Genomic DNA, 18,962 nt, shown 5'->3' with positions numbered 1-18,962 from the left:
CGCCCGAACGGACGGCGGCGCGTCGGATCAGCGCACCGCGGTCGCGGCGGCCTTGTCCAACAACCAGGTGGTGGACTCCGCGCCGCGTGCGCCCGCGGCCGGGATGTCGACCGGATCCGCGCCTTTCAGCGCCGCCGCGACCGCCTCGGCCTTGGCCGCGCCGCCCACCACCAGCACCACATGGCGAGCCTTGCGAATCGCGGGCAGCGTCAATGTCACCCGCACCGACGGTGGCTTGGGGGAATCGGTCACCGCGACCACGAGTTCGCGCTCTTCGCGCACCGCGTCGGTGTCGGGGAACAGCGAGTTCACGTGCCCCTCGCCGCCCATGCCGAGCAGGTGCAGATCGAAGCCGCCGTGCTCCTCGAGGTGAGCGTGCACCGCCGCCGAGTATTCCGCGGCGGCCTCCACCGGATCGGGATACTCGCCGTCGCTGGTCGCCACCACGTGCACACGGTGCGGGTCGACGGGCACGTGATCGAGCAGGGCCTCGCGGGCTTGCAGTTCGTTGCGCTCCGGATCGCCCGCGGGCACGAAACGCTCGTCGCCCCAGAAGATATCCAGCGTGGACCAGTCGATCTCGCCGGGCTCCCCGCGCACGTGCTCGAGCAGGCCGATGCCGGTACCACCGCCGGTCAGCACCACCGAGGCGGACCCACGCGCGGCCTGAGCGGCGACCACCACCTCCACGAAGCGCCGGGCGGCGGCGCGCACCAACTCGTCGGTGCCGGGGTACACCTGCACGGTGTCCGCGGGGAAACCTGCCGCGACGCGACGCTTCTGGTCGGCGTAACGGCCGGCGGGTGTCTCACTCATAGATCACCTTCTCCATTCCGGCGAGTGCCTCTCGATAGATCTCGTCCGCGTCGAGGCGGCGTAGATCCTCGGCGAGGCAGTCACGAGTTTCCCTGCGCGCCAGCGCGATCCGCTGATCGGGGTCGCCCGAGCGGGTCAGGGTGGCGGTACGCCCGGTCTGCGGGCGGGTGATACCGATCGAGACGCTGGGGCGGTCCAATCGGACCTCGAGCGGTCCGGTCCGCCGCCGGACGGGGCAGTCCAGGCGCGAGGCCAGCCAACCGGCCAGCATGTCGAGCGCGGGCTCCTCGCGCAGACCGGAGATGGTCACCGATTCGACCGGCTCGTAGGGCGGTTCGTCCAGCGACGCGGCCAGCAGCGCCCGCCAATACGTGATCCGGCTCCAGGCCAGATCGGTGTCGCCGGGCGCGTACGAGGCGTACCTGCCGCGGATGGTGGTCTGCGGATCGGCGGCGTAGGTGGCGTCGGTGATGCGGCGGATGGCCAGCCTGCCCACCGAGTCGCGGGACGGGAACTCCGGTGCGCCGCGCGGCCACCACGCCACCACCGGCGTGTCGGGCAGCAGGAACGGCACCACCACGCTGCTCTCGTGGTTGACCAGTTGGCCGGTCAGCCGCAGCACGATCACCTCGGCCGCGCCCGCGTCGCCACCGACCCGGATCTGGGCGTCCAGCTTGGTCGCCGCGTCGCGGTCGCCGCGCGCGAGAACGACCACGCGACAGGGATGTTCGCGGCTGGCGTCGTTGGCGGCGTCGATGGCGTCCTCGGCCTCGGAACTGTCCAGCGTGCACACCACGAGGGTGAGCACCCGGCCCATGGTGATGACGCCGTTGCTCTCCCGTAACTGCACCAGCCGCTTGGTGACCGCACCGGTCGTGGTGTCGGGCATGTCGATGATCACGGACGCCGCCATTCCCGCCCGGTGCGGGCGAGCATCTCGTCGGCGGAGGCCGGACCCCAGGTGCCCGCCTCGTACGGCTCGGGCGCGCCGTCGGCGGCCCAGTGCTCGAGCACCGGATCCAGGATGCGCCAGGACAATTCGACCTCCGCGTTCACCGGGAACAGTGACGGCACCCCGAGCAGCACGTCGAGGATCAGGCGTTCGTACGCCTCGGGGGAGGACTCGGTGAACGCCTCGCCGTAACTGAAATCCATGTTGACGTCGCGCACCTCCATGCTCGAGCCCGGCACCTTGGAGCCGAATCGCATGGTGATGCCCTCGTCCGGTTGCACCCGGATGACCAGCGCGTTCTGCCCGAGTTCCTCGGTCATGGTCTGGTCGAAGGGTAGGTGCGGGGCGCGTTTGAAGACCACCGCGATCTCGGTGACCCGGCGGCCGAGGCGTTTACCGGTGCGCAGGTAGAACGGCACGCCCGCCCAGCGCCTGGTGTCGACCTCGAGGGTGATCGCTGCATAGGTCTCGGTGGTCGAGTTCGGGTCGAAACCCTCCTCGTCGAGCAGGCCGACCACCTGCTCGCCGCCCTGCCAGCCCGCCGCGTACTGACCGCGCGCGGTGGTCTCGTCGAGCGGTTCGACCAGCTTGGTGGCGCTGAGCACCTTGATCTTCTCGGCCTGCAACTGCTTGGGCTCGAAGCTGATCGGCTCTTCCATCGCCGTCAACGCCAGCAGTTGCAGCAGATGGTTCTGGATGACATCGCGCGCCGCGCCGATGCCGTCGTAGTAGCCCGCGCGCCCACCCAGGCCGATGTCCTCGGCCATGGTGATCTGCACGTGATCGACGTAGTTGGCGTTCCAGATCGGGTCGAACAACTGGTTGGCGAAGCGCAGCGCCAAGATGTTCTGCACCGTCTCCTTGCCGAGATAGTGGTCGATCCGGAACACGGTCTCCTCTGGGAAGACCCGGTTGACCAGCGTGTTGAGCTCGACCGCGGTGTCGAGGTCGTGGCCGAAGGGCTTCTCGATCACCACCCGGCGCCAGGGCTCGCGTCCGGTGGCGTCGCGGCCGATCGGCCCCGCCAGCTTGTGCTCGGAGAGCTGATCGAGCACCAGCGGGAACATATCCGGCGGAATCGAGAGGTAGAAGGCGTGATTGCCGCCGGTGCCGCGCTCTTTGTCCAGTTGCGCGAGCGTCTGGGCGAGGTTGGCGAAGGCGGCGTCGTCGTCGAACGAGCCCTGCACGAACCGGATCCCCTCCGAGAGGTGGTCCCAGACCTCCTGCCGGAAGGGGGTGCGGGCGTTCGCCTTCACGGCCTCGAGCACCACCTGCGCGAAATCCTCGTCCGCGTAATCGCGCCGCGCGAAACCGACCAGGGCGAAACCGGGGGGAAGCAGCCCCCGGTTCGCCAGGTCGTAGATGGCGGGCATCAGTTTCCGGCGCGAGAGATCACCCGTGACGCCGAAGATCACCAGTCCGCACGGGCCCGCGATCCGCGGCACCCGCTTGTCTCGTTCGTCACGCAGCGGATTGCGCCAGGCCTTGGCCCGCGCGGAAGCCGACCCCGCCACGCTCAGCTCTCGGTACCGGCCGCGCGGAGCTCCTGCGCGGTGGCGGACAGCAGTTCCTCCCAGGACTTCTCGAACTTCTCCACGCCCTCGCGCTCGAGCAGCGCGAACACGTCGTCGATGTCGACGCCGACCGCGCGCAACTGCTCGAACACCTCGGCGGCCTCGGCGGCGGTGCCGCTGACGGTGTCGCCCCGGATCTCGCCGTGCTCGGCGACCGCCTCGAGGGTCTTCTCCGGCAGGGTGTTGACCGTGTTCGGCGCGACCAGCTCGGTGACGTAGAGCGTGTCCGGGTAATCCGGGTTCTTCACGCCGGTCGAGGCCCACAGCGGACGCTGCCGCAATCCACCCGAGGACGCCAGGTGCTGGTAGGTGGAGGTGTGCGCGCCGCCGTCGAACACGTCCTGGTACTCGGCGTAGGCGAGCCGGGCGTTGGCCACGCCCGCCTTGCCGCGCAGCGCCAGCGCCTCGTCGGTGCCGATCGCCTCGAGCCGCTTGTCGATCTCGGAGTCCACCCGGGACACGAAGAACGACGCGACCGAATGGATCTTGCCCAGATCGTGCCCGGCGGTGCGGGCCTTGCGCAGGCCGTCGAGGTAGGCGCCCATCACCGAGCGGTAGCGCCGCACCGAGAAGATCAGCGTGACGTTGACGCTGATGCCCTCCGCGATCACCGAGGTGATGGCGGGCAGGCCCTCCTCGGTGGCCGGGATCTTGATGAACAGGTTGGGCCGGTCGACGGTCTTCCACAGATCGATCGCCTGCGCGACGGTCTTGTCCGCGTCGAAGGCGAAGCGCGGGTCGACCTCGATGGAGACCCGCCCGTCCTTGCCGCCGGTCGCCTCGAAGACGCCGGCGAGCACGTCGCAGGCCTCGCGCACATCGTCGGTGGTGATGGTGCGGATGGCCGCGTCGGCGTCCGCGCCCGCGGCGGCCAGTTCCCTCAGCTGCTCGTCGTAGGCGTGCCCCTGGCTGAGCGCGCCCTGGAAGATCGTCGGGTTGGTGGTCACGCCGACCACGCCGCGGGTCTCGATCAGCTCGGCGAGATTGCCTGTCCGGATGCGATCGCGCGATAGATCGTCCAGCCAGACCGATACCCCGGCCGCGGCCAGTGCCGCGATGTTCTCGTTCTGTGCCATAGCGCTTGCTATCCCTTCACGTTCTCCAGCGTGCGCTGCGCGGCGGCAACGACGGCTTCCTCGGTGAGGCCGAACTCGCGGAACAGGGTCTGGTAGTCGGCCGAGGCGCCGAAGTGCTCGATCGAGACGATCTCACCCGCGTCACCGGCGAACCGGTGCCACGGCATCGCGATACCGGCTTCGACGACGACACGAGCGCGGACCGCGGGCGGCAGCACCTCGTCGCGGTAGGCCTTGTCCTGCGCGTCGAACCACTCCACACACGGCATCGAGACCACGCGGGTGCCGATGCCCTGCGCCTCCAGCGTAGTGCGCGCGGCCACCGCCATCTGCAACTCCGAACCCGTGGCGACGAGGATGACCTCGGGGGTGCCGGTCGAGGCCTCGGCCAGCACGTAACCGCCCTTGGCGACGCCCTCGAAGCTGGTGCCCGCCAGGATCGGCAGATCCTGGCGGGTCAGCGCCAGCGCCGACGGGCCGTCCTGGTGCGGCGGCTCGGAAACCGAGAAGTGCGAGGTGTGTTCGGCCGAGTCGCGCTCGAGGATGGTGCGCCAGGCGTACGTGGTCTCGTTGGCGTCGCCGGGGCGCACCACATTCAGGCCGGGGATGGCGCGCAGCGCGGCCAGGTGCTCGATCGGCTGGTGCGTCGGGCCGTCCTCGCCGAGACCGATGGAGTCGTGGGTCCAGACGTAGATCGCGGGCACTCGCATCAGCGCGGCCAGGCGCACGGCCGGACGCATGTAATCGCTGAACACCAGGAAGGTGCCGCCGTACGGGCGGGTCGGGCCGTGCAGGGCGATGCCGTTGAGGATCGCGCCCATCGCGTGCTCACGCACACCGAAGTGCAGGGTGCGGCCGAACGGCTCGGCTTTCCACATACCGGTGGAGATGGCCTCGGGGCCGAAACTCGGCTGGCCGGGCATGGTGGTGTTGTTGGACTCGGCCAGGTCGGCCGATCCGCCCCACAGTTCCGGCAGCAGCGGCGCCAGCGCGGCGAGCACCTTGCCGGAGGCCTTGCGGGTGGCCATGCCCTTCGGGTCGGGATCGTGCACCGGCAGCGCGTCGGCCCAGCCCGCGGGCAGCTTGCGCTCGGCGAGCCGGTCGAACAGCGCCTTGTTCTCCGGGTTGGCTTCGGCCCACGCGTCGAACTGCTCCTGCCAGGCCTTGTGGGCGGCCGCGCCGCGCTCGATCGCCTTGCGGGTGTGCGCGATGACCGCCTCGTCGACCTCGAAGGTCTGCTCGGGGTCGAAGCCGAGGACCTTCTTGGTGGCGGCGACCTCGTCGGCACCCAGCGCGGCGCCGTGCGAGGAACCGGTGTTCATCTTGTTCGGGGCCGGGAAGCCGATGATGGTGCGCAGCACGATGATCGACGGCTTGTCGGTGACGGCCTTGGCCGCATCCACCGCCGCCTCGATCGCGGCGACGTCCTCGCCGCCCATGACGGTCTGCACGTGCCAGCCGTAGGCCTCGTAGCGCGCGGCCACGTCCTCGGTGAAGGCGATGGTCGTGTCGTCTTCGATGGAGATCTTGTTGTCGTCGTAGAAGACGATCAGGTTGCCCAGCTGCTGGGTGCCCGCCAGCGAGGACGCCTCGGCGGTCACACCCTCCTGGAGGTCGCCGTCGGAGGCGATCACGTAGATGTGGTGGTCGAACGGGCTGGCGCCCGGCGCGGCGTGCGGATCGAACAGGCCGCGCTCGCGGCGCGCGCCCATCGCCATGCCGACCGCCGAGGCCAGGCCCTGACCGAGCGGGCCGGTGGTGATCTCCACGCCGTCGGTGTGCCGGAACTCCGGGTGACCCGGGGTCAGCGAACCCCACTTGCGCAGGTTCTTCAGGTCGTCGAGCTCGAGCCCGAAGCCGGCCAGGTACAGCTGGATGTACTGGGTGAGGCTGGAGTGACCGCAGGAGAGCACGAAACGGTCGCGGCCCACCCAGCTCGGATCGCTCGGGTCGTGGCGCAGCACCCGCTGGTAGAGCGTGTAGGCCAGCGGCGCGAGGCTCATCGCCGTGCCGGGGTGACCATTGCCCGCCTGCTGCACGGCGTCGGCGGCGAGGACGCGGACCGTGTCGACGGCCTTGGTGTCGAGGTCGGTCCAGTCGTCCGGGTGGTTCGGCTGAGTGAGGGCGCGGATGTCGTCTGTCACTGACACGACCGGGATTCTCCTGACATGTGGTCTCGGCACGACGGGAAGAGGCGAATTACCACCACACCCTAACTGGTGGCGGCCTGCCCGAACGGGGCGGAGGCAGGGCTCGAGGCGGCCCGGACCCCGGCAGGGTCTACCATCCTCTGTAGTAGTAGCCGCGCCACACGGGTTGTGCGTCCGTGAACAGCGAGATTCGAGCGGGCTGCTTGTTCATTACCGGATGGAATGCAGCCGGATGGGATGCACAGCGTGCGAGGAGTGACAGTGCGGATCGGTCAACAGCCCGGTGGTGGCGGCGATGGTGCGCACGGCTCTTCCGCGACGGTGCTCGCCGATCGATTCCCGGGCAACGGTCTCGGATCGCGGGCGATCCGCCGGGTGCTGGCCTACATCGCGCTGACCAAGCCGCGTGTCATCGAACTGCTGCTGGTCGCCACCATTCCGACGATGCTGCTCGCCGATCGCGGCGAGATCGACCTCCGGCTCATCCTGGTCACCCTGTTCGGCGGCTGGATGGGCGCGGCGAGCGCCAACACCCTCAACTGCGTGGCCGACGCCGACATCGACAAGGTCATGAAGCGCACCGCCAAGCGGCCGCTGGCCAGGGAAGCGGTACCCACGCGCCACGCCTTCGTCTTCGGCCTGACACTCGGGATCGCGTCCTTCGCGTGGCTGTGGTGGCAGGCGAACCTGCTCAGCGGCGTGCTGGTGGTCGTGACGATCCTGTTCTACGTCTTCGTCTACACCCTCGGCCTCAAGCGCCGCACCTCGCAGAACGTGGTGTGGGGCGGCGCGGCCGGGTGTATGCCCGCCCTCGTCGGCTGGGCGGCGGTCACCGGAAACATCGGCTGGCCCGCGATCGCGCTGTTCGCGGTCATCTTCTTCTGGACGCCGCCGCACACCTGGGCGCTGGCGATGCGCTACAAGGAGGACTACCGGGCGGCGGGCGTGCCCATGCTGCCGGTGGTGGCCTCCGAGCAGACCGTCACCAAGCAGATCGTCGTCTACACCTGGCTGACCGTGCTCGCCACGCTCGTGCTGGTCCCCGCGACCGGCGTGATCTACACCGCGGTCGCCGTGGTGGCGGGTGCGTGGTTCCTGCTGATGGCCCACCAGCTGTACTCCGGCGTGCGCCGCGGCGAGTCGGTCAAGCCGCTGCGACTGTTCCTGCAGTCGAACAACTATCTGGCCGCGGTGTTCTGCGGCCTCGCGGTCGATTCGGTGCTCGGCTGGGACACCGTCGGCAGCTTCTTCTCCTGATCGATCCACCTCGGACTCGATCCACCTCGGACTCGACGGCCTCACCGCGCTCGGTGCTCGGGGACGCCGTGTCGCTTTCGCCGGGGCGCGTGTCAGGGGATCAGCACGATGGAGCCGGTCGTCTTGCGGCCTTCCAGGTCACGGTGCGCGCGCTCGGCCTCGCTGAGGGGATAGGTCGCGCCGACGCGAATGTGCAGCGTGCCGTCGGCGATCGCGTCGAAGATCGCTCCCGCCCGCCACAGCAGTTCCGCGCGATCGCGGGTGAAATGCCCCAGGCTCGGGCGGGTGAGATACAGCGAGCCGCCCGCGTTGAGCCGCTGCGGATCGACCGGCGGCACCGGGCCGCTGGCCGCCCCGAACAGGGCGAGCGTGCCGCGCACTCGCAACGAGTCCAAGCTCGCGTCGAAGGTGTCCTTGCCGACCCCGTCGTATACCGCGGCCACGCCGACGCCGTCGGTCAGCGCGCGCACCCGTTCGGCCAGGTCCGGACCGTAGCGCAGCACCTCCGCGGCCCCCGCTTCGCGCGAGAGCGCCTCCTTCTCATCGGAGGAGACCGTGGTCAGGACGCGGATGCCGCGCGCGACCGCGAGCTGGGTGAGGATGAGGCCGACTCCGCCCGCTCCGGCGTGTACGAGCACCGTCTCGCCGGGCCGCGGTGTGTAGACCGACTCGATCAGATAGTGCGCCGTCATGCCCTGCAGCAGGACCGATGCCGCCACCGTCGCCTCGACGCCGTCCGGCACCGGAACGGCCACCGCGGCGGGCACCGCCACCGTCTGCGCGTAGCTACCCGGTCCCGCCGCCCAGGCGATCCGGTCACCCACAGCGAGATCATGTACCTGCGAACCCACAGCGGTCACCACGCCGGTGCCCTCGGACCCGGGCACGTAGGGAACGTCCTGGGGATAGATGCCGGTGCGGAGGTAGGTGTCGATGAAGTTGACGCCGATCGCCTGCGTGTCGACCAGCACCTGATCCGGGCCGATCGTGGGTTCCGGCAGCTCGGTGGCGACGAGAACTCCGGGTCCGCCGTGTTCGGAAACCTGAATGGCGCGCATGAGTCCAGTTCTACCCGGACGTGGACGCGGCGAACCGGACAGGTCGGCCGCCGGGGATGTCCTACCGATCGGTAAACTCCATCGCATGAGCGTTGAGACCGCCCCTGCCCGTGTAGAAGTGCCGAGCTCCGTGGTGAGATCGGTCAAGGGCTTCGTCGCTGAGCACGGTGGATCGGCCACGGCCGTCCTGCAGTACATCGGTCAGGCCGGCGTCCGGGTCACTCTGGTCGGCGCCGACGGCGTCCTCGGCGACCGGGTCGTCGCCGACGAGGCCACCGCCCACAAGCTCGTCGAGATCGTCGACGGCCTCACGCTGGGCGAGGGCTGGGACCGCGAGCTGACCTCGGTCGTCACGCCGCGCCCTGGGCACTGGTCGCGGATGGCCGGCTGGGTCGCCAAGCAGAAGCGGTTCCCGAAGGCGCGTAACGAGAAATAGTCCCCCGACCGAACAGGTCGCGGGGAATCTCCGTCGCGGTTGAGCCTTCGCGGGGGATAGCCACTGTTTCGCCTGCTCGCGGTGAGTCTTGCACCGCGAGTGTCGCATTCCTTGTCGGTCCGCCACCCGTCGGGTTAGCGTGCTGCCTACGCGGCTGTACGGAGAGAACCGGTCGGCACGCGTCGAGATGATCGACAGCGGGATGGCACGGCAAGTGAGCAGTGAATCGGTGGTGGCGGGCACGATCTGCGACCGATGCGGGGGTGTCATGCGCTGCGCGGTGCGTGAGGCCATCATCGAGGGGCGATTGCGCTCGGAGATCGAGAGCCGGTGCGCCTGCGGGAACGGCTGGGCCACCTGCTCGGACGGCCCCGACGACTACGTGCGCTCGGCTCTGCTGGCCGCGCACGGCCCGAGCAGATTGCGGGTGGCCGGCGGTCCCTTCGACGACGACGCGCTCCTGCTCGGCCTGCTACGTCGCTACGACGAGGGCGGTGGCCTGTTCGAGGTGAACTCGAAAGTCGCCGAGGCGCGCACGGTCGGCTGCACCGGTACCTCGGTGGAGATGGAACTGCTGGCTCGGGTGCTGCGCGCCGCGGGCTATTCGGTGGTGGTGGACGGTCCGCCCGCGGTCGGTCAGACCGGCGACACCGCCTGATCGCCGGCAACGGGCGCGTCCACGCGCTGACGGGTACGCAGCGAGGCCCACAGTGCGGCGGTGGCGGCGGTGCACGCGGCCGCGCCCGCCACGTGCATGATGACCAGCACTTCCGGAACATCGGTGAGGTACTGGACGAAACCGATGAGCGCCTGCGCGCAGACGAGGCCGAGCACGACGAACAGCCGGGTGCGGATCGCGCGGGTGATGCCGACCGCGAACAGGCCGAAGCCGAGGCCGATCAGCAGCGCCAGATAGCCGACGAGCAGCTGGGAATGCAGGTGCACGAGGGTGACGATCTCCACCTCGAGCCGCTCCACCGGCCGGTCGATGCTCTTGTCGCCGGCGTGCGGTCCGGCGCCGGTCACCAGGGTGCCGCTGATCAGCACGGCAGACAGCGCGACACCGCTGAGCGCGGTGAGCCAGCGCAGGGGAGCGGGGACATGGGCTACCACGTCGGCGTCGTCGGGTTCGCCGATCTCGGCGTAGAGCACGACCGCCAGCCAGACCATCACCATCGAGGCCAGCAGGTGCACCGCGACGGTCCACCACAGCAGGCCGCTGAGCACGGTGATGCCGCCGATGATCGCCTGTACGACGGTGCCGCCCGGCATGAGCCACGCGTACACCAGCACCGAACGCCTGCGGCGGGCCCTGGTCACCGCGAGTACCACCAGCGCGGCGAAGAGGGTGACCAGGAAGGTCAGCAATCGGTTGCCGAACTCCACGGCCTGGTGGATGACGGCGACCTCGCCGACTCCGATCGGGGTGAACGACCCGGGGAAGCACTGCGGCCAGGTCGGGCAGCCCAGCCCGGAGGCGGTGACGCGCACGACCGCGCCGGTCACCGAGATCCCGGCCTGACTGAGGATCACCGCGAGGGCGATCAGCCGTTGCGCTCGCAGCGAGGGCAACGGGAGCTTGTCGACGAGTCCCAGGAAGGCGCGATACAGCACTCGACGATGGTAGCCACCGGCGCGCACGCGCTCGCACCCGGTCTACTACATCGCGTCGTTACGACGGTTCGGAGCGCACGCGGGCGCGGGTCATTCGAACCGGAACCAGCGCGCGGCCAGCGCGCCGGAAGCCAGCCCCCAGAGCAGCAACACCGCCACGCCGAACAGATCCACGGCGCCCGCCAGCGCCTGCTCGAGCGTTTCGGCGAGCGCGCCCGAGGGCACCAGCCGCACCAGGATGTTCACCGCGGCGGGCAGGTCGTCGGAGGCGAAGACGATGCTGGCGATGCCGAGCATCACGAACCACAGGATATTGGCCAGGGCCAGCACGATCTCGGCCTTGAGGGTGCCGCCGAGCAGCAGTCCCATGGCCACGAACATCGCGGTGCCGAGCGCGATGATCACCGCGCCCAGCGCGAGTCCGCCGAGTCCGGGGCGCCAGCCCAGCGCGACTCCGATCAGACCCAGCAGGACCGCTTGCAGGACGACCACGATGAGCACCGCCGCGCACTTGCCGGCGATGATCCCCCAGCGCGGCAACGCGGTGGCGCCCAGCCTTTTCAGCGCGCCGTAGCGGCGGTCGAAGCCGACGGCGATGGCCTGCCCGGTGAAGGCGGTCGACATCACCGCGACCATCATCACCGCGGGCACGATCGTGTCGATCTTGGTGTCGGCCACCTCGCCGAAAGGCAGCAGCGCCATACCGACCAGCAAGGTGATCGGGATGAGCATGGTCAGCAGCAGTTGCTCCCCGTTGCGCAGCAGCAGCTTGAGCTCGAGGCGGGTCTGCGCGGTCAGCATGGCAGCGCGGGTGCTCGGCCGGGGATCGGGTGCGAAGGTGCCCGCGGCGAAGCGGTTCGGGGTCAGGTCGTGCTGGGTCATCCGCGCAGATCCCGTCCGGTCAGTTCCAGGAAGACGTCCTCGAGCCGGCGCTGGTCGATCCTGATGTCGGTGGCCAGCACGTTCATCCTGGCGCACCAGGAGGTCACCGTCGCCAGCACCTGCGGGTCGATCTCACCCTCGATCAGGTAACAGCCCGGCGTGGTCTCGCGCGGGGTGAAGCCTTCGGGCAGCGCGCTGCGCAGCAGCTCCAGATCCAGCCTGGGCGGCGCGGTGAAGCGCAGTTGCCCGGCGGCGCCGTGCGCGGTCACCTCGGCGGGCGTGCCCGAGGCGACGATGCGGCCGTGGTCGATGATGACCAGCTGATCGGCGAGTTGCTCGGCTTCGTCCATCATGTGCGTGGTCAGCACCACGCTGACCCCGTCGCGGCGCAGCGCGTCGATGATCTCCCAGACGATCAACCGCGCCTGGGCGTCCAGGCCGGCGGTGGGCTCGTCGAGGAACACGATTTCCGGGCGGCCGACCAGCGCGCAGGCCAAGGCCAGGCGCTGCTGCTGACCGCCGGACAGCCGCCGGTAGGGGGTCTTGCGGTTGTCACGCAGCCCCAGTACGCCCAGCAGCCAGTCGGGATCGAGCGGGTCGGCGGAGTAGGAAGCGACCAGATCGAGCATCTCCCCGGCCCGCGAGCCCGGATAGGCGCCGCCGCCCTGCAGCATCACGCCCATCCGCGCTCGCAACCGCTCGGAGTCGGCGATCGGGTCCAGGCCGAGCACGCGAACCCGGCCGGAATCGGGACGGACGAAGCCCTCGCACATCTCCACGGTGGTCGTCTTGCCCGCGCCGTTGGGGCCGAGCAGCGCCAGCACCTGCGCCTGCTGGACCTCGAAACCGATCCCGTCGACGGCGGTCGTGTCGCCGTAATGTTTGACGACGTCCTCGACGCACACGGCGGGTCCGGTGGCTGCGCTCACGAAGAGACACCGTAAGCCGTGCTCTGCTGTGACCGAGCCGACACCCCCGTCGGGGCCCGCCACGGCAGGGAATTGCGCGTGAGCACGATGAACAGCACGCACACCACCGCGGTGGCGATCGCCGCGCCCACGATCTGGAACACCTCGAGGTCGGCTCCGCGCGGCATCTGCAGCACGCTGACCACCGCGGACAGCGCCACCGCGGGCAACCGGAACACCGGCCGGGTGGCCCAGGCCGCCAGTGGCACGATGGCCCACAGCAGGTACCAGGGCTGCACCACCGGGAAGAGCAGCACGATCGCGCCGAGCGAGACGCCGAGCGCGCCGACCGGGTGCAGGCGGCCGGTCCCCGTGGCCACCAGCATGCGCACCGTGATGAACGCCGCGACCGTGGCGGCGATCGGCCGGGTGATGCTCAGCAGCGCTGTGGTGTGGTCGCCCAGTCCGAGCAGCACGCCGCCGAATCCGGTGATCACCCCGATGGCGGTCGGCAACGACATCCAGCTGCGGACCGCGCTGGCGGTGTTGAGGGTGTGGATCCAGCCGAAGCCCAGCCCGCTGACCGCGCTGACGAACAAGGTCGCCCCCAGCGCTATCGCCCCCAGCAGCGCCGCCGCGGTGAGCAGCGCTCGCAGACCTCCGCCCCAGCGTCTGGCCAGGGCCATCCCGACGAATCCCATCGCGATGATCGAGGTGATCTTGATCGACGAGGAGAGCGCGATGGTCAGCGCACCGCCGATCAGCCACGCGTAGGCACGTCCGTCGAAGGTGACGCAGTCCTCGATCCCGCGCAACGCGAACTCGAGTCCGGCCAGCATCAGCCCGATCATCAGCGCGTCGTTGTGCACGCCACCCACCAGGTGGAACAGCACCAGGGGATTGGCCGCGCCGAGCCACAGCGCGGCGACCGGGGCGACGCCGCAGCGCACCGACAGCCGCGGCAGCGCCCAGACGATCAGCGCCACGCCCGCCAGCGCCAGCACCCGGTGCACCCAGACGCCCAGGATGATGTTGTCGCCGGTCAGCTCGGCGATGCCGCGGCCCATCCACAGGAACAGCGGCCCGTACGGCGCCGGGGTGTCGCGCCAGATCGTGGGCACGTTGTTGGTCAGGACGTTGTCGATGCCCAGCCCCGCGACCGGGCCTTCCTTGTAGGGATCGATGCCGCGCGCGGCGATCTCGCTCTGCGCCAGGTACGAGTAGACATCGTTGCTGAACAGCGGTGGGGCGACGCTGAGCGGGATGATCCACAGCAGCAACGTGCGATCCATCTGCGAACGGGTCAGCCGGTGCCGGGGCGTGCCGCCGAAATTGCCGATGGCGAAGCGGCCCAGCAGTAGCCACGCCAGCACCACGACGACCGCGCCGATCATGCACATCGCCAGCGAGCCGGTATGCGCCCGGGCGAAGATGCCCAGCACCCGCATGCCGGAGGTGGGATTCTGCTGCACCGGCTGGGCGCCGATGCCCAGGGCGCTGATCGCCATCAGGACGGCGCCGGTCGCGCCGAGCAGCCGGATCCGGTCGAGCTGGACGACCTCCTTGCGGTCGAGCTCGGGCACCTCGGATTCGTCGCGGTGCAGCACCGCGATGGTGTGATCGGCGGCGGGCACGTCGAGTCCGAGTGCCCGGCGCCCTAGAGTCCGAATCCTGCGCCGCGCGCCCTCGAGTACCGCCACCCGAGGGAGCCTAGTGCGCGGCTCGCGCGGGCCACGACTGTGGCGAAGGTCGCAGCCCGTGCAGGCCTTTTCTCAGGGCACCCTTATTAGATTTCGGGAACGAATTCCGCCACACTGATGTTGTGAAAACCGTGGGTTTGCGGAATGACGGTGCCGGAGCCGGTCGCGCGACGACCGGTGCCGTGTCGTCGGCTGCGCCTGGCGGGTCCTCGGCTGGGGCTGTCACATCGGCCGCGGCTGTCGTGTCGGCCGCGCCGGAAGGGCACACTCGCGCCGCCATCGTCCAACTGCTGTTGGAAGAGGGCCCGATCACCGCGACCGCCATCGGCAACCGTCTCGGTCTCGCACCCGCCGGCGTACGCAGGCACCTGGACGCGCTCATCGAGTCGGGCCAGGCGAGGGCGGGTACGTCCGCGCCGTGGCAGCACAAAGGGCGGCGGGGACGTCCGGCCAAGCAATACCAGCTCACCGCCGTGGGCCGGGGTCAGCTCGGCCACGCCTACGACGACCTCGCCGGCGCGGCGATCCGTCAGCTCGGCGAGATCGGCGGCGAGCAGGCCATCACCGATTTCGCACGCAAACGCGCTCGCACGATCGTGACGGGCATCGCCCCGGTGGACGAGCACACCCCGGAGCGGACCGCGGCCAAAGCCGAGGAGCTCGCCGAGGCGTTCACCGGCGCCGGTTTCGCCGCCACCACCCGCAAAGTGGGTGCGGGCGTGCAGATCTGCCAGCATCACTGCCCGGTCGCGCATGTGGCCGAAGAGTTCCCGCAATTGTGCGAGGCCGAGCTGGAGATCCTGCGCGAAGTCCTCGGCACCCACGTGCAGCGGCTGGCGACCATCGCCAACGGCGACTGCGCCTGCACCACCCACGTACCGCTGCTTCCGGTGGCGGCCACGAAATCCGCATCACCGAAGCACACTGCTCCCTCAACCGCCGCACAGCCCGCGGCGGCAGCACCGAACGACTCCGGAAGGAGTGCCGAATGACGACGACCGCAGCGGCAGGCAGCAATATTGTCGCCACCGAGGCTGAGGCCATCACCGACGAGTCCGTCACCGCCGGGCCCATGACCCAGGAAGAGACCATCGCCTCGCTGGGTAATTACGGCTATGGCTGGTCCGATTCCGACGTGGCCGGCGCGAGTGCGACTCGCGGCCTGTCCGAGGCTGTCGTGCGCGACATCTCGGCGAAGAAGAGCGAGCCGGAATGGATGCTCGAGCAGCGGCTGAAGGCACTGCGCATCTTCGATCGCAAGCCCATGCCGCACTGGGGCTCGAACCTCGACGGCATCGACTTCGACAACATCAAGTACTTCGTGCGCTCGACCGAGAAGCAGGCCACGTCCTGGGAAGAGCTGCCCGAGGACATCAAGAACACCTACGACAAGCTGGGTATCCCCGAGGCGGAGAAGCAGCGTCTGGTCGCCGGTGTCGCCGCGCAGTACGAGTCCGAGGTCGTCTACCACCAGATCCGCGAGGACCTGGAGGCCCAGGGCGTGATCTTCCTGGACACCGACACCGGTCTCAAGGAGCACCCGGAGATCTTCCGGAAGTACTTCGGGTCGGTCATCCCGGCCGGCGACAACAAGTTCTCCGCGCTCAACACCGCGGTCTGGTCGGGCGGCTCGTTCATCTACGTGCCGCCGGGCGTGCACGTCGACATCCCGCTGCAGGCCTACTTCCGGATCAACACCGAGAACATGGGCCAGTTCGAGCGCACCCTGATCATCGTCGACGAGGACGCCTACGTGCACTACGTCGAGGGTTGTACCGCGCCGATCTACAAGTCCGACTCGCTGCACTCCGCGGTCGTGGAGATCATCGTGCGCAAGGGCGGTCGCTGCCGCTACACCACGATCCAGAACTGGTCGAACAACGTCTACAACCTGGTCACCAAGCGGGCCAAGGCCGAGGCGGGCGCGACCATGGAGTGGATCGACGGAAACATCGGCTCCAAGGTCACCATGAAGTACCCGGCCGTGTGGATGACCGGTGAGCACGCCAAGGGTGAAGTGCTCTCGATCGCCTTCGCCGGCGAGGGGCAGCATCAGGACACCGGCGCGAAGATGCTGCACCTGGCGCCGAACACCTCCTCGACCATCGTGTCGAAGTCGGTCGCCCGCGGCGGTGGCCGCGCGTCCTACCGCGGCCTGGTCCAGGTCAACAAGGGCGCCCACGGCTCGAAGTCGACGGTGAAGTGCGACGCGCTGCTGGTGGACACCATCAGCCGCTCCGACACCTACCCCTACGTCGACATCCGCGAGGACGACGTGACGATGGGCCACGAGGCCACCGTCTCCAAGGTGTCCGAGGACCAGCTGTTCTACCTGATGAGCCGAGGCATGACCGAGGACGAGGCGATGGCGATGGTCGTGCGCGGCTTCGTCGAGCCGATCGCCAAGGAACTCCCGATGGAGTACGCCCTGGAACTCAACCGCCTGATCGAACTGCAGATGGAAGGAGCGGTGGGCTGAATGAGCGAGCTCGCGAGCGAATCCAGCAATACCGCCGTGCTTCCTTCGAATCTTTCCGAGGCGCGCACACCGGCCGTCAACAAGGGCGAGGTGTTCACCTCGTTCGACGTGAACGCCTTCGAGGTGCCCACGGGCCGTGACGAGGCGTGGCGCTTCACCCCGATCCGCCGTCTGCGCGGTCTGCACGACGGCACCGCCGTGCGCGACGGGCAGATCGCCGTCGAGGTGACCCCCGCCGACGGCGTGACCACCGAGACGGTCGATCGCACCGACGAGCGCCTCGGCGCGGCGGGTGTGCCCGCCGATCGCGTCGCGGCGCAGGCGTACTCCGGTTTCGAGTCGGCGACCATCGTGTCGGTCGGCAAGGAGATCGAGCTGGGGCAGCCGATCACCGTCACCGTCACCGGACCGGGTGAGGGCAGGACAGCCTACGGCCACCTGCAGATCCGGCTCGGCGATTTCGCCGTCGCCACCGTGGTTGTCGACTACCGCGGCAGCGGAACCTACGCGGAGAACGTGGAATTCGTGCTCGGCGACAGCGCCCGGCTCGATGTCGTCGTGATCCACGACTGGGCCGACGACGCTGTGCACGCCACCGCCCATCACGCGCGGCTGGGCCGCGACGCCACCCTGCGTCACGCCGCGGTCACCCTGGGCGGCGACCTGGTGCGCCTGACCGGCACCGTGACCTACGACGGCCCCGGCGGCGACGCCGAACTGCTCGGCCTGTACTTCGCCGACGCGGGCCAGCACTTCGAACAGCGCCTGCTCGTCGACCACTCGGTGCCGCACTGCAAGTCCAACGTGCTGTACAAGGGTGCGCTGCAAGGCGATCCGAAGTCGCCGAAGGGCGATGCCCGCACGGTCTGGGTCGGCGACGTGCTGATCCGCGCGGCCGCCGAGGGCACCGACACCTTCGAACTGAACCGCAACCTGGTGCTCACCGACGGCGCGCGCGCGGACTCGGTGCCCAACCTCGAGATCGAGACCGGCGAGATCGTCGGTGCCGGACACGCCTCGGCGACCGGCCGGTTCGACGACGAGCAGCTGTTCTACCTGCGCGCCCGCGGCATCTCCGAGGAGGCCGCCCGCCGCCTGGTGGTGCGCGGCTTCTTCCACGAGATCATCCAGAAGATCGCGGTGCCCGAGGTCAGGGAGCGGCTCGAGGCGGCCATCGAGGCCGAGCTCGCCGCGATCGGCGTCTGACACCCACGAAACTTCCCTCCCCGCAAAGGAACTCCATGACCACCCTGGAAATCAAGGATCTGCACGCCGAGGTCGCCAACCCCGACGAGCACGGCGAGCCGATCAAGATCCTCAACGGCGTGAACCTCACCATCCGCTCCGGTGAGACGCACGCCATCATGGGCCCCAACGGCTCGGGCAAGTCGACGCTGTCCTACGCCATCGCCGGCCACCCCAAGTACACCGTGACCTCCGGTTCGATCACCCTCGACGGCGAGGACGTGCTGGCGATGTCGGTGGACGAGCGGGCGCGCGCGGGTCTGTTCCTGGCCATGCAGTACCCGGTCGAGGTGCCCGGCGTCTCGATGTCGAACTTCCTGCGCACCGCCGTCACCGCCGTGCGCGGCGAGGCCCCGAAGCTGCGGCACTGGGTCAAGGAGGTGAAGGAGTCGATGAGCGAGCTCGAGATCGACCCCGCCTTCGCCGAGCGCAGCGTCAACGAGGGCTTCTCCGGCGGTGAGAAGAAGCGCCACGAGATCCTGCAGCTGGGTCTGCTCAAGCCGAAGATCGCCATCCTCGACGAGACCGACTCCGGACTCGACGTCGACGCGCTGCGTATCGTGTCCGAGGGCGTGAACAAGTACAAGGAGCGCGAGAACGGCGGCGTGCTGCTGATCACGCACTACACCCGCATCCTGCGCTACATCCAGCCGGAGTTCGTGCACGTCTTCGTCGGCGGCCGCATCGTCGCCGAGGGCGGCGCGGAACTGGCCGAGGAACTCGACGCCAACGGCTACGTCCGCTTCACGCAATCCTCACCCACCCCGTCGGCTGCGCCGACTGCCATCCCCCAGTCCGCGACCGCGGGAGCCTGA

General features: G+C 69.3%; 17 protein-coding genes. 7 read left to right on the top strand and 10 right to left on the bottom strand.

Annotation, left to right across the window (positions count from 1 at the left end; genetic code table 11):
• Window positions 1-27 precede the first annotated feature (27 nt).
• Genes pgl through tkt form a run of 5 tightly spaced genes read right to left on the bottom strand, consistent with a single transcriptional unit; the run spans window position 28 to window position 6,568 of the window.
• Window positions 28-816, bottom strand: a complete 789-nt coding sequence (pgl, locus tag IU449_RS07125) for a 6-phosphogluconolactonase (protein ID WP_195001098.1) — start codon at window positions 814-816, stop codon at window positions 28-30.
• Window positions 809-1,717 carry a glucose-6-phosphate dehydrogenase assembly protein OpcA gene (gene opcA / locus IU449_RS07120; protein WP_195001097.1) on the bottom strand — a complete coding sequence of 303 codons (909 nt, stop codon included), beginning with the start codon at window positions 1,715-1,717 and terminating at the stop codon, window positions 809-811. The genes pgl and opcA overlap by 8 nt, the downstream gene beginning before the upstream one ends.
• Window positions 1,714-3,282 (bottom strand): glucose-6-phosphate dehydrogenase, encoded by a 1,569-nt coding sequence (gene zwf / locus IU449_RS07115; protein WP_195001096.1) that lies wholly within the window; start codon window positions 3,280-3,282, stop codon window positions 1,714-1,716. The genes opcA and zwf overlap by 4 nt, the downstream gene beginning before the upstream one ends.
• A 2-nt stretch (window positions 3,283-3,284) precedes the next feature.
• On the bottom strand, window positions 3,285-4,418 hold the full coding sequence (gene tal / locus IU449_RS07110) for a transaldolase (protein ID WP_195001095.1): 1,134 nt from the start codon (window positions 4,416-4,418) through the stop codon (window positions 3,285-3,287).
• Between the two features lie 8 nt (window positions 4,419-4,426).
• The gene (tkt, locus tag IU449_RS07105) at window positions 4,427-6,568 is read right to left on the bottom strand and encodes a transketolase (RefSeq protein WP_195001094.1); all 2,142 of its coding nucleotides are present in this window, start codon (window positions 6,566-6,568) and stop codon (window positions 4,427-4,429) included.
• Window positions 6,569-6,829: 261 nt separating this feature from the next.
• On the opposite strand from tkt, the gene IU449_RS07100 reads away from it, so the two are divergent.
• Window positions 6,830-7,825, top strand: a complete 996-nt coding sequence (locus IU449_RS07100; protein WP_195001093.1) for a heme o synthase — start codon at window positions 6,830-6,832, stop codon at window positions 7,823-7,825.
• A gap of 92 nt (window positions 7,826-7,917) precedes the next feature.
• On the opposite strand, the gene IU449_RS07095 is transcribed toward IU449_RS07100, so the two are convergent.
• Window positions 7,918-8,883: a quinone oxidoreductase family protein gene (locus tag IU449_RS07095; RefSeq protein ID WP_195001092.1), complete on the bottom strand. Its 966-nt coding sequence runs from the start codon at window positions 8,881-8,883 to the stop codon at window positions 7,918-7,920.
• An 85-nt stretch (window positions 8,884-8,968) separates the two neighbouring features.
• Here IU449_RS07095 and IU449_RS07090 point away from each other — a divergent pair, with 85 nt between their 5' ends.
• Both IU449_RS07090 and IU449_RS07085 read left to right on the top strand, forming a co-directional pair.
• The gene (locus IU449_RS07090) at window positions 8,969-9,319 is read left to right on the top strand and encodes a hypothetical protein (protein ID WP_195001091.1); all 351 of its coding nucleotides are present in this window, start codon (window positions 8,969-8,971) and stop codon (window positions 9,317-9,319) included.
• A 214-nt stretch (window positions 9,320-9,533) separates the two neighbouring features.
• Window positions 9,534-9,977, top strand: coding sequence for a hypothetical protein (locus IU449_RS07085; RefSeq protein WP_195001090.1), 444 nt, complete (start codon window positions 9,534-9,536; stop codon window positions 9,975-9,977).
• On the opposite strand, the gene IU449_RS07080 is transcribed toward IU449_RS07085, so the two are convergent.
• From IU449_RS07080 to mptB, 4 genes are all read right to left on the bottom strand, one after another.
• On the bottom strand, window positions 9,956-10,933 hold the full coding sequence (locus tag IU449_RS07080) for a COX15/CtaA family protein (protein ID WP_195001089.1): 978 nt from the start codon (window positions 10,931-10,933) through the stop codon (window positions 9,956-9,958). The genes IU449_RS07085 and IU449_RS07080 overlap by 22 nt on opposite strands.
• A 90-nt stretch (window positions 10,934-11,023) precedes the next feature.
• Complete coding sequence (locus IU449_RS07075) at window positions 11,024-11,815, bottom strand: ABC transporter permease (RefSeq protein WP_195001088.1); 792 nt, start codon at window positions 11,813-11,815, stop codon at window positions 11,024-11,026.
• Window positions 11,812-12,744, bottom strand: coding sequence for an ABC transporter ATP-binding protein (locus IU449_RS07070; protein ID WP_195001087.1), 933 nt, complete (start codon window positions 12,742-12,744; stop codon window positions 11,812-11,814). Before IU449_RS07070 ends, IU449_RS07075 begins: the two co-directional genes overlap by 4 nt.
• Window positions 12,741-14,423 carry a polyprenol phosphomannose-dependent alpha 1,6 mannosyltransferase MptB gene (gene mptB / locus IU449_RS07065; protein WP_195001086.1) on the bottom strand — a complete coding sequence of 561 codons (1,683 nt, stop codon included), beginning with the start codon at window positions 14,421-14,423 and terminating at the stop codon, window positions 12,741-12,743. Before mptB ends, IU449_RS07070 begins: the two co-directional genes overlap by 4 nt.
• A gap of 122 nt (window positions 14,424-14,545) precedes the next feature.
• Between mptB and IU449_RS07060 the strand changes: the two genes are divergently transcribed.
• The 4 genes from IU449_RS07060 to sufC all read left to right on the top strand — a co-directional run bounded on the left by IU449_RS07060 (window position 14,546) and on the right by sufC (window position 18,962).
• Window positions 14,546-15,415 (top strand): helix-turn-helix transcriptional regulator, encoded by an 870-nt coding sequence (locus tag IU449_RS07060; protein ID WP_416382110.1) that lies wholly within the window; start codon window positions 14,546-14,548, stop codon window positions 15,413-15,415.
• An 80-nt stretch (window positions 15,416-15,495) separates the two neighbouring features.
• Window positions 15,496-16,902 (top strand): Fe-S cluster assembly protein SufB, encoded by a 1,407-nt coding sequence (sufB, locus tag IU449_RS07055; protein ID WP_195002372.1) that lies wholly within the window; start codon window positions 15,496-15,498, stop codon window positions 16,900-16,902.
• On the top strand, window positions 16,903-18,108 hold the full coding sequence (gene sufD / locus IU449_RS07050) for a Fe-S cluster assembly protein SufD (protein ID WP_195001084.1): 1,206 nt from the start codon (window positions 16,903-16,905) through the stop codon (window positions 18,106-18,108). It abuts the gene before it with no gap.
• 35 nt (window positions 18,109-18,143) lie between these two features.
• Window positions 18,144-18,962: a Fe-S cluster assembly ATPase SufC gene (gene sufC / locus IU449_RS07045; RefSeq protein ID WP_195001083.1), complete on the top strand. Its 819-nt coding sequence runs from the start codon at window positions 18,144-18,146 to the stop codon at window positions 18,960-18,962.

The organism is Nocardia higoensis (genome assembly GCF_015477835.1).
In the GTDB taxonomy this organism is placed as follows: domain Bacteria; phylum Actinomycetota; class Actinomycetes; order Mycobacteriales; family Mycobacteriaceae; genus Nocardia; species Nocardia higoensis_A.
This window is presented reverse-complemented; position numbering and strand designations above follow the sequence as displayed.

Excerpts from the sequence above, each read along its gene's own strand:
- sufB (WP_195002372.1), top strand. The coding sequence starts at position 15,496 with ATGACCCAGGAAGAGACCATCGCCTCGCTGGGTAATTACGGCTATGGC.
- pgl (WP_195001098.1), bottom strand. The coding sequence starts at position 816 with ATGAGTGAGACACCCGCCGGCCGTTACGCCGACCAGAAGCGTCGCGTC.
- tal (WP_195001095.1), bottom strand. The coding sequence starts at position 4,418 with ATGGCACAGAACGAGAACATCGCGGCACTGGCCGCGGCCGGGGTATCG.
- IU449_RS07090 (WP_195001091.1), top strand. The coding sequence starts at position 8,969 with ATGAGCGTTGAGACCGCCCCTGCCCGTGTAGAAGTGCCGAGCTCCGTG.
- sufD (WP_195001084.1), top strand. The coding sequence starts at position 16,903 with ATGAGCGAGCTCGCGAGCGAATCCAGCAATACCGCCGTGCTTCCTTCG.
- IU449_RS07095 (WP_195001092.1), bottom strand. The coding sequence starts at position 8,883 with ATGCGCGCCATTCAGGTTTCCGAACACGGCGGACCCGGAGTTCTCGTC.
- IU449_RS07075 (WP_195001088.1), bottom strand. The coding sequence starts at position 11,815 with ATGACCCAGCACGACCTGACCCCGAACCGCTTCGCCGCGGGCACCTTC.
- sufC (WP_195001083.1), top strand. The coding sequence starts at position 18,144 with ATGACCACCCTGGAAATCAAGGATCTGCACGCCGAGGTCGCCAACCCC.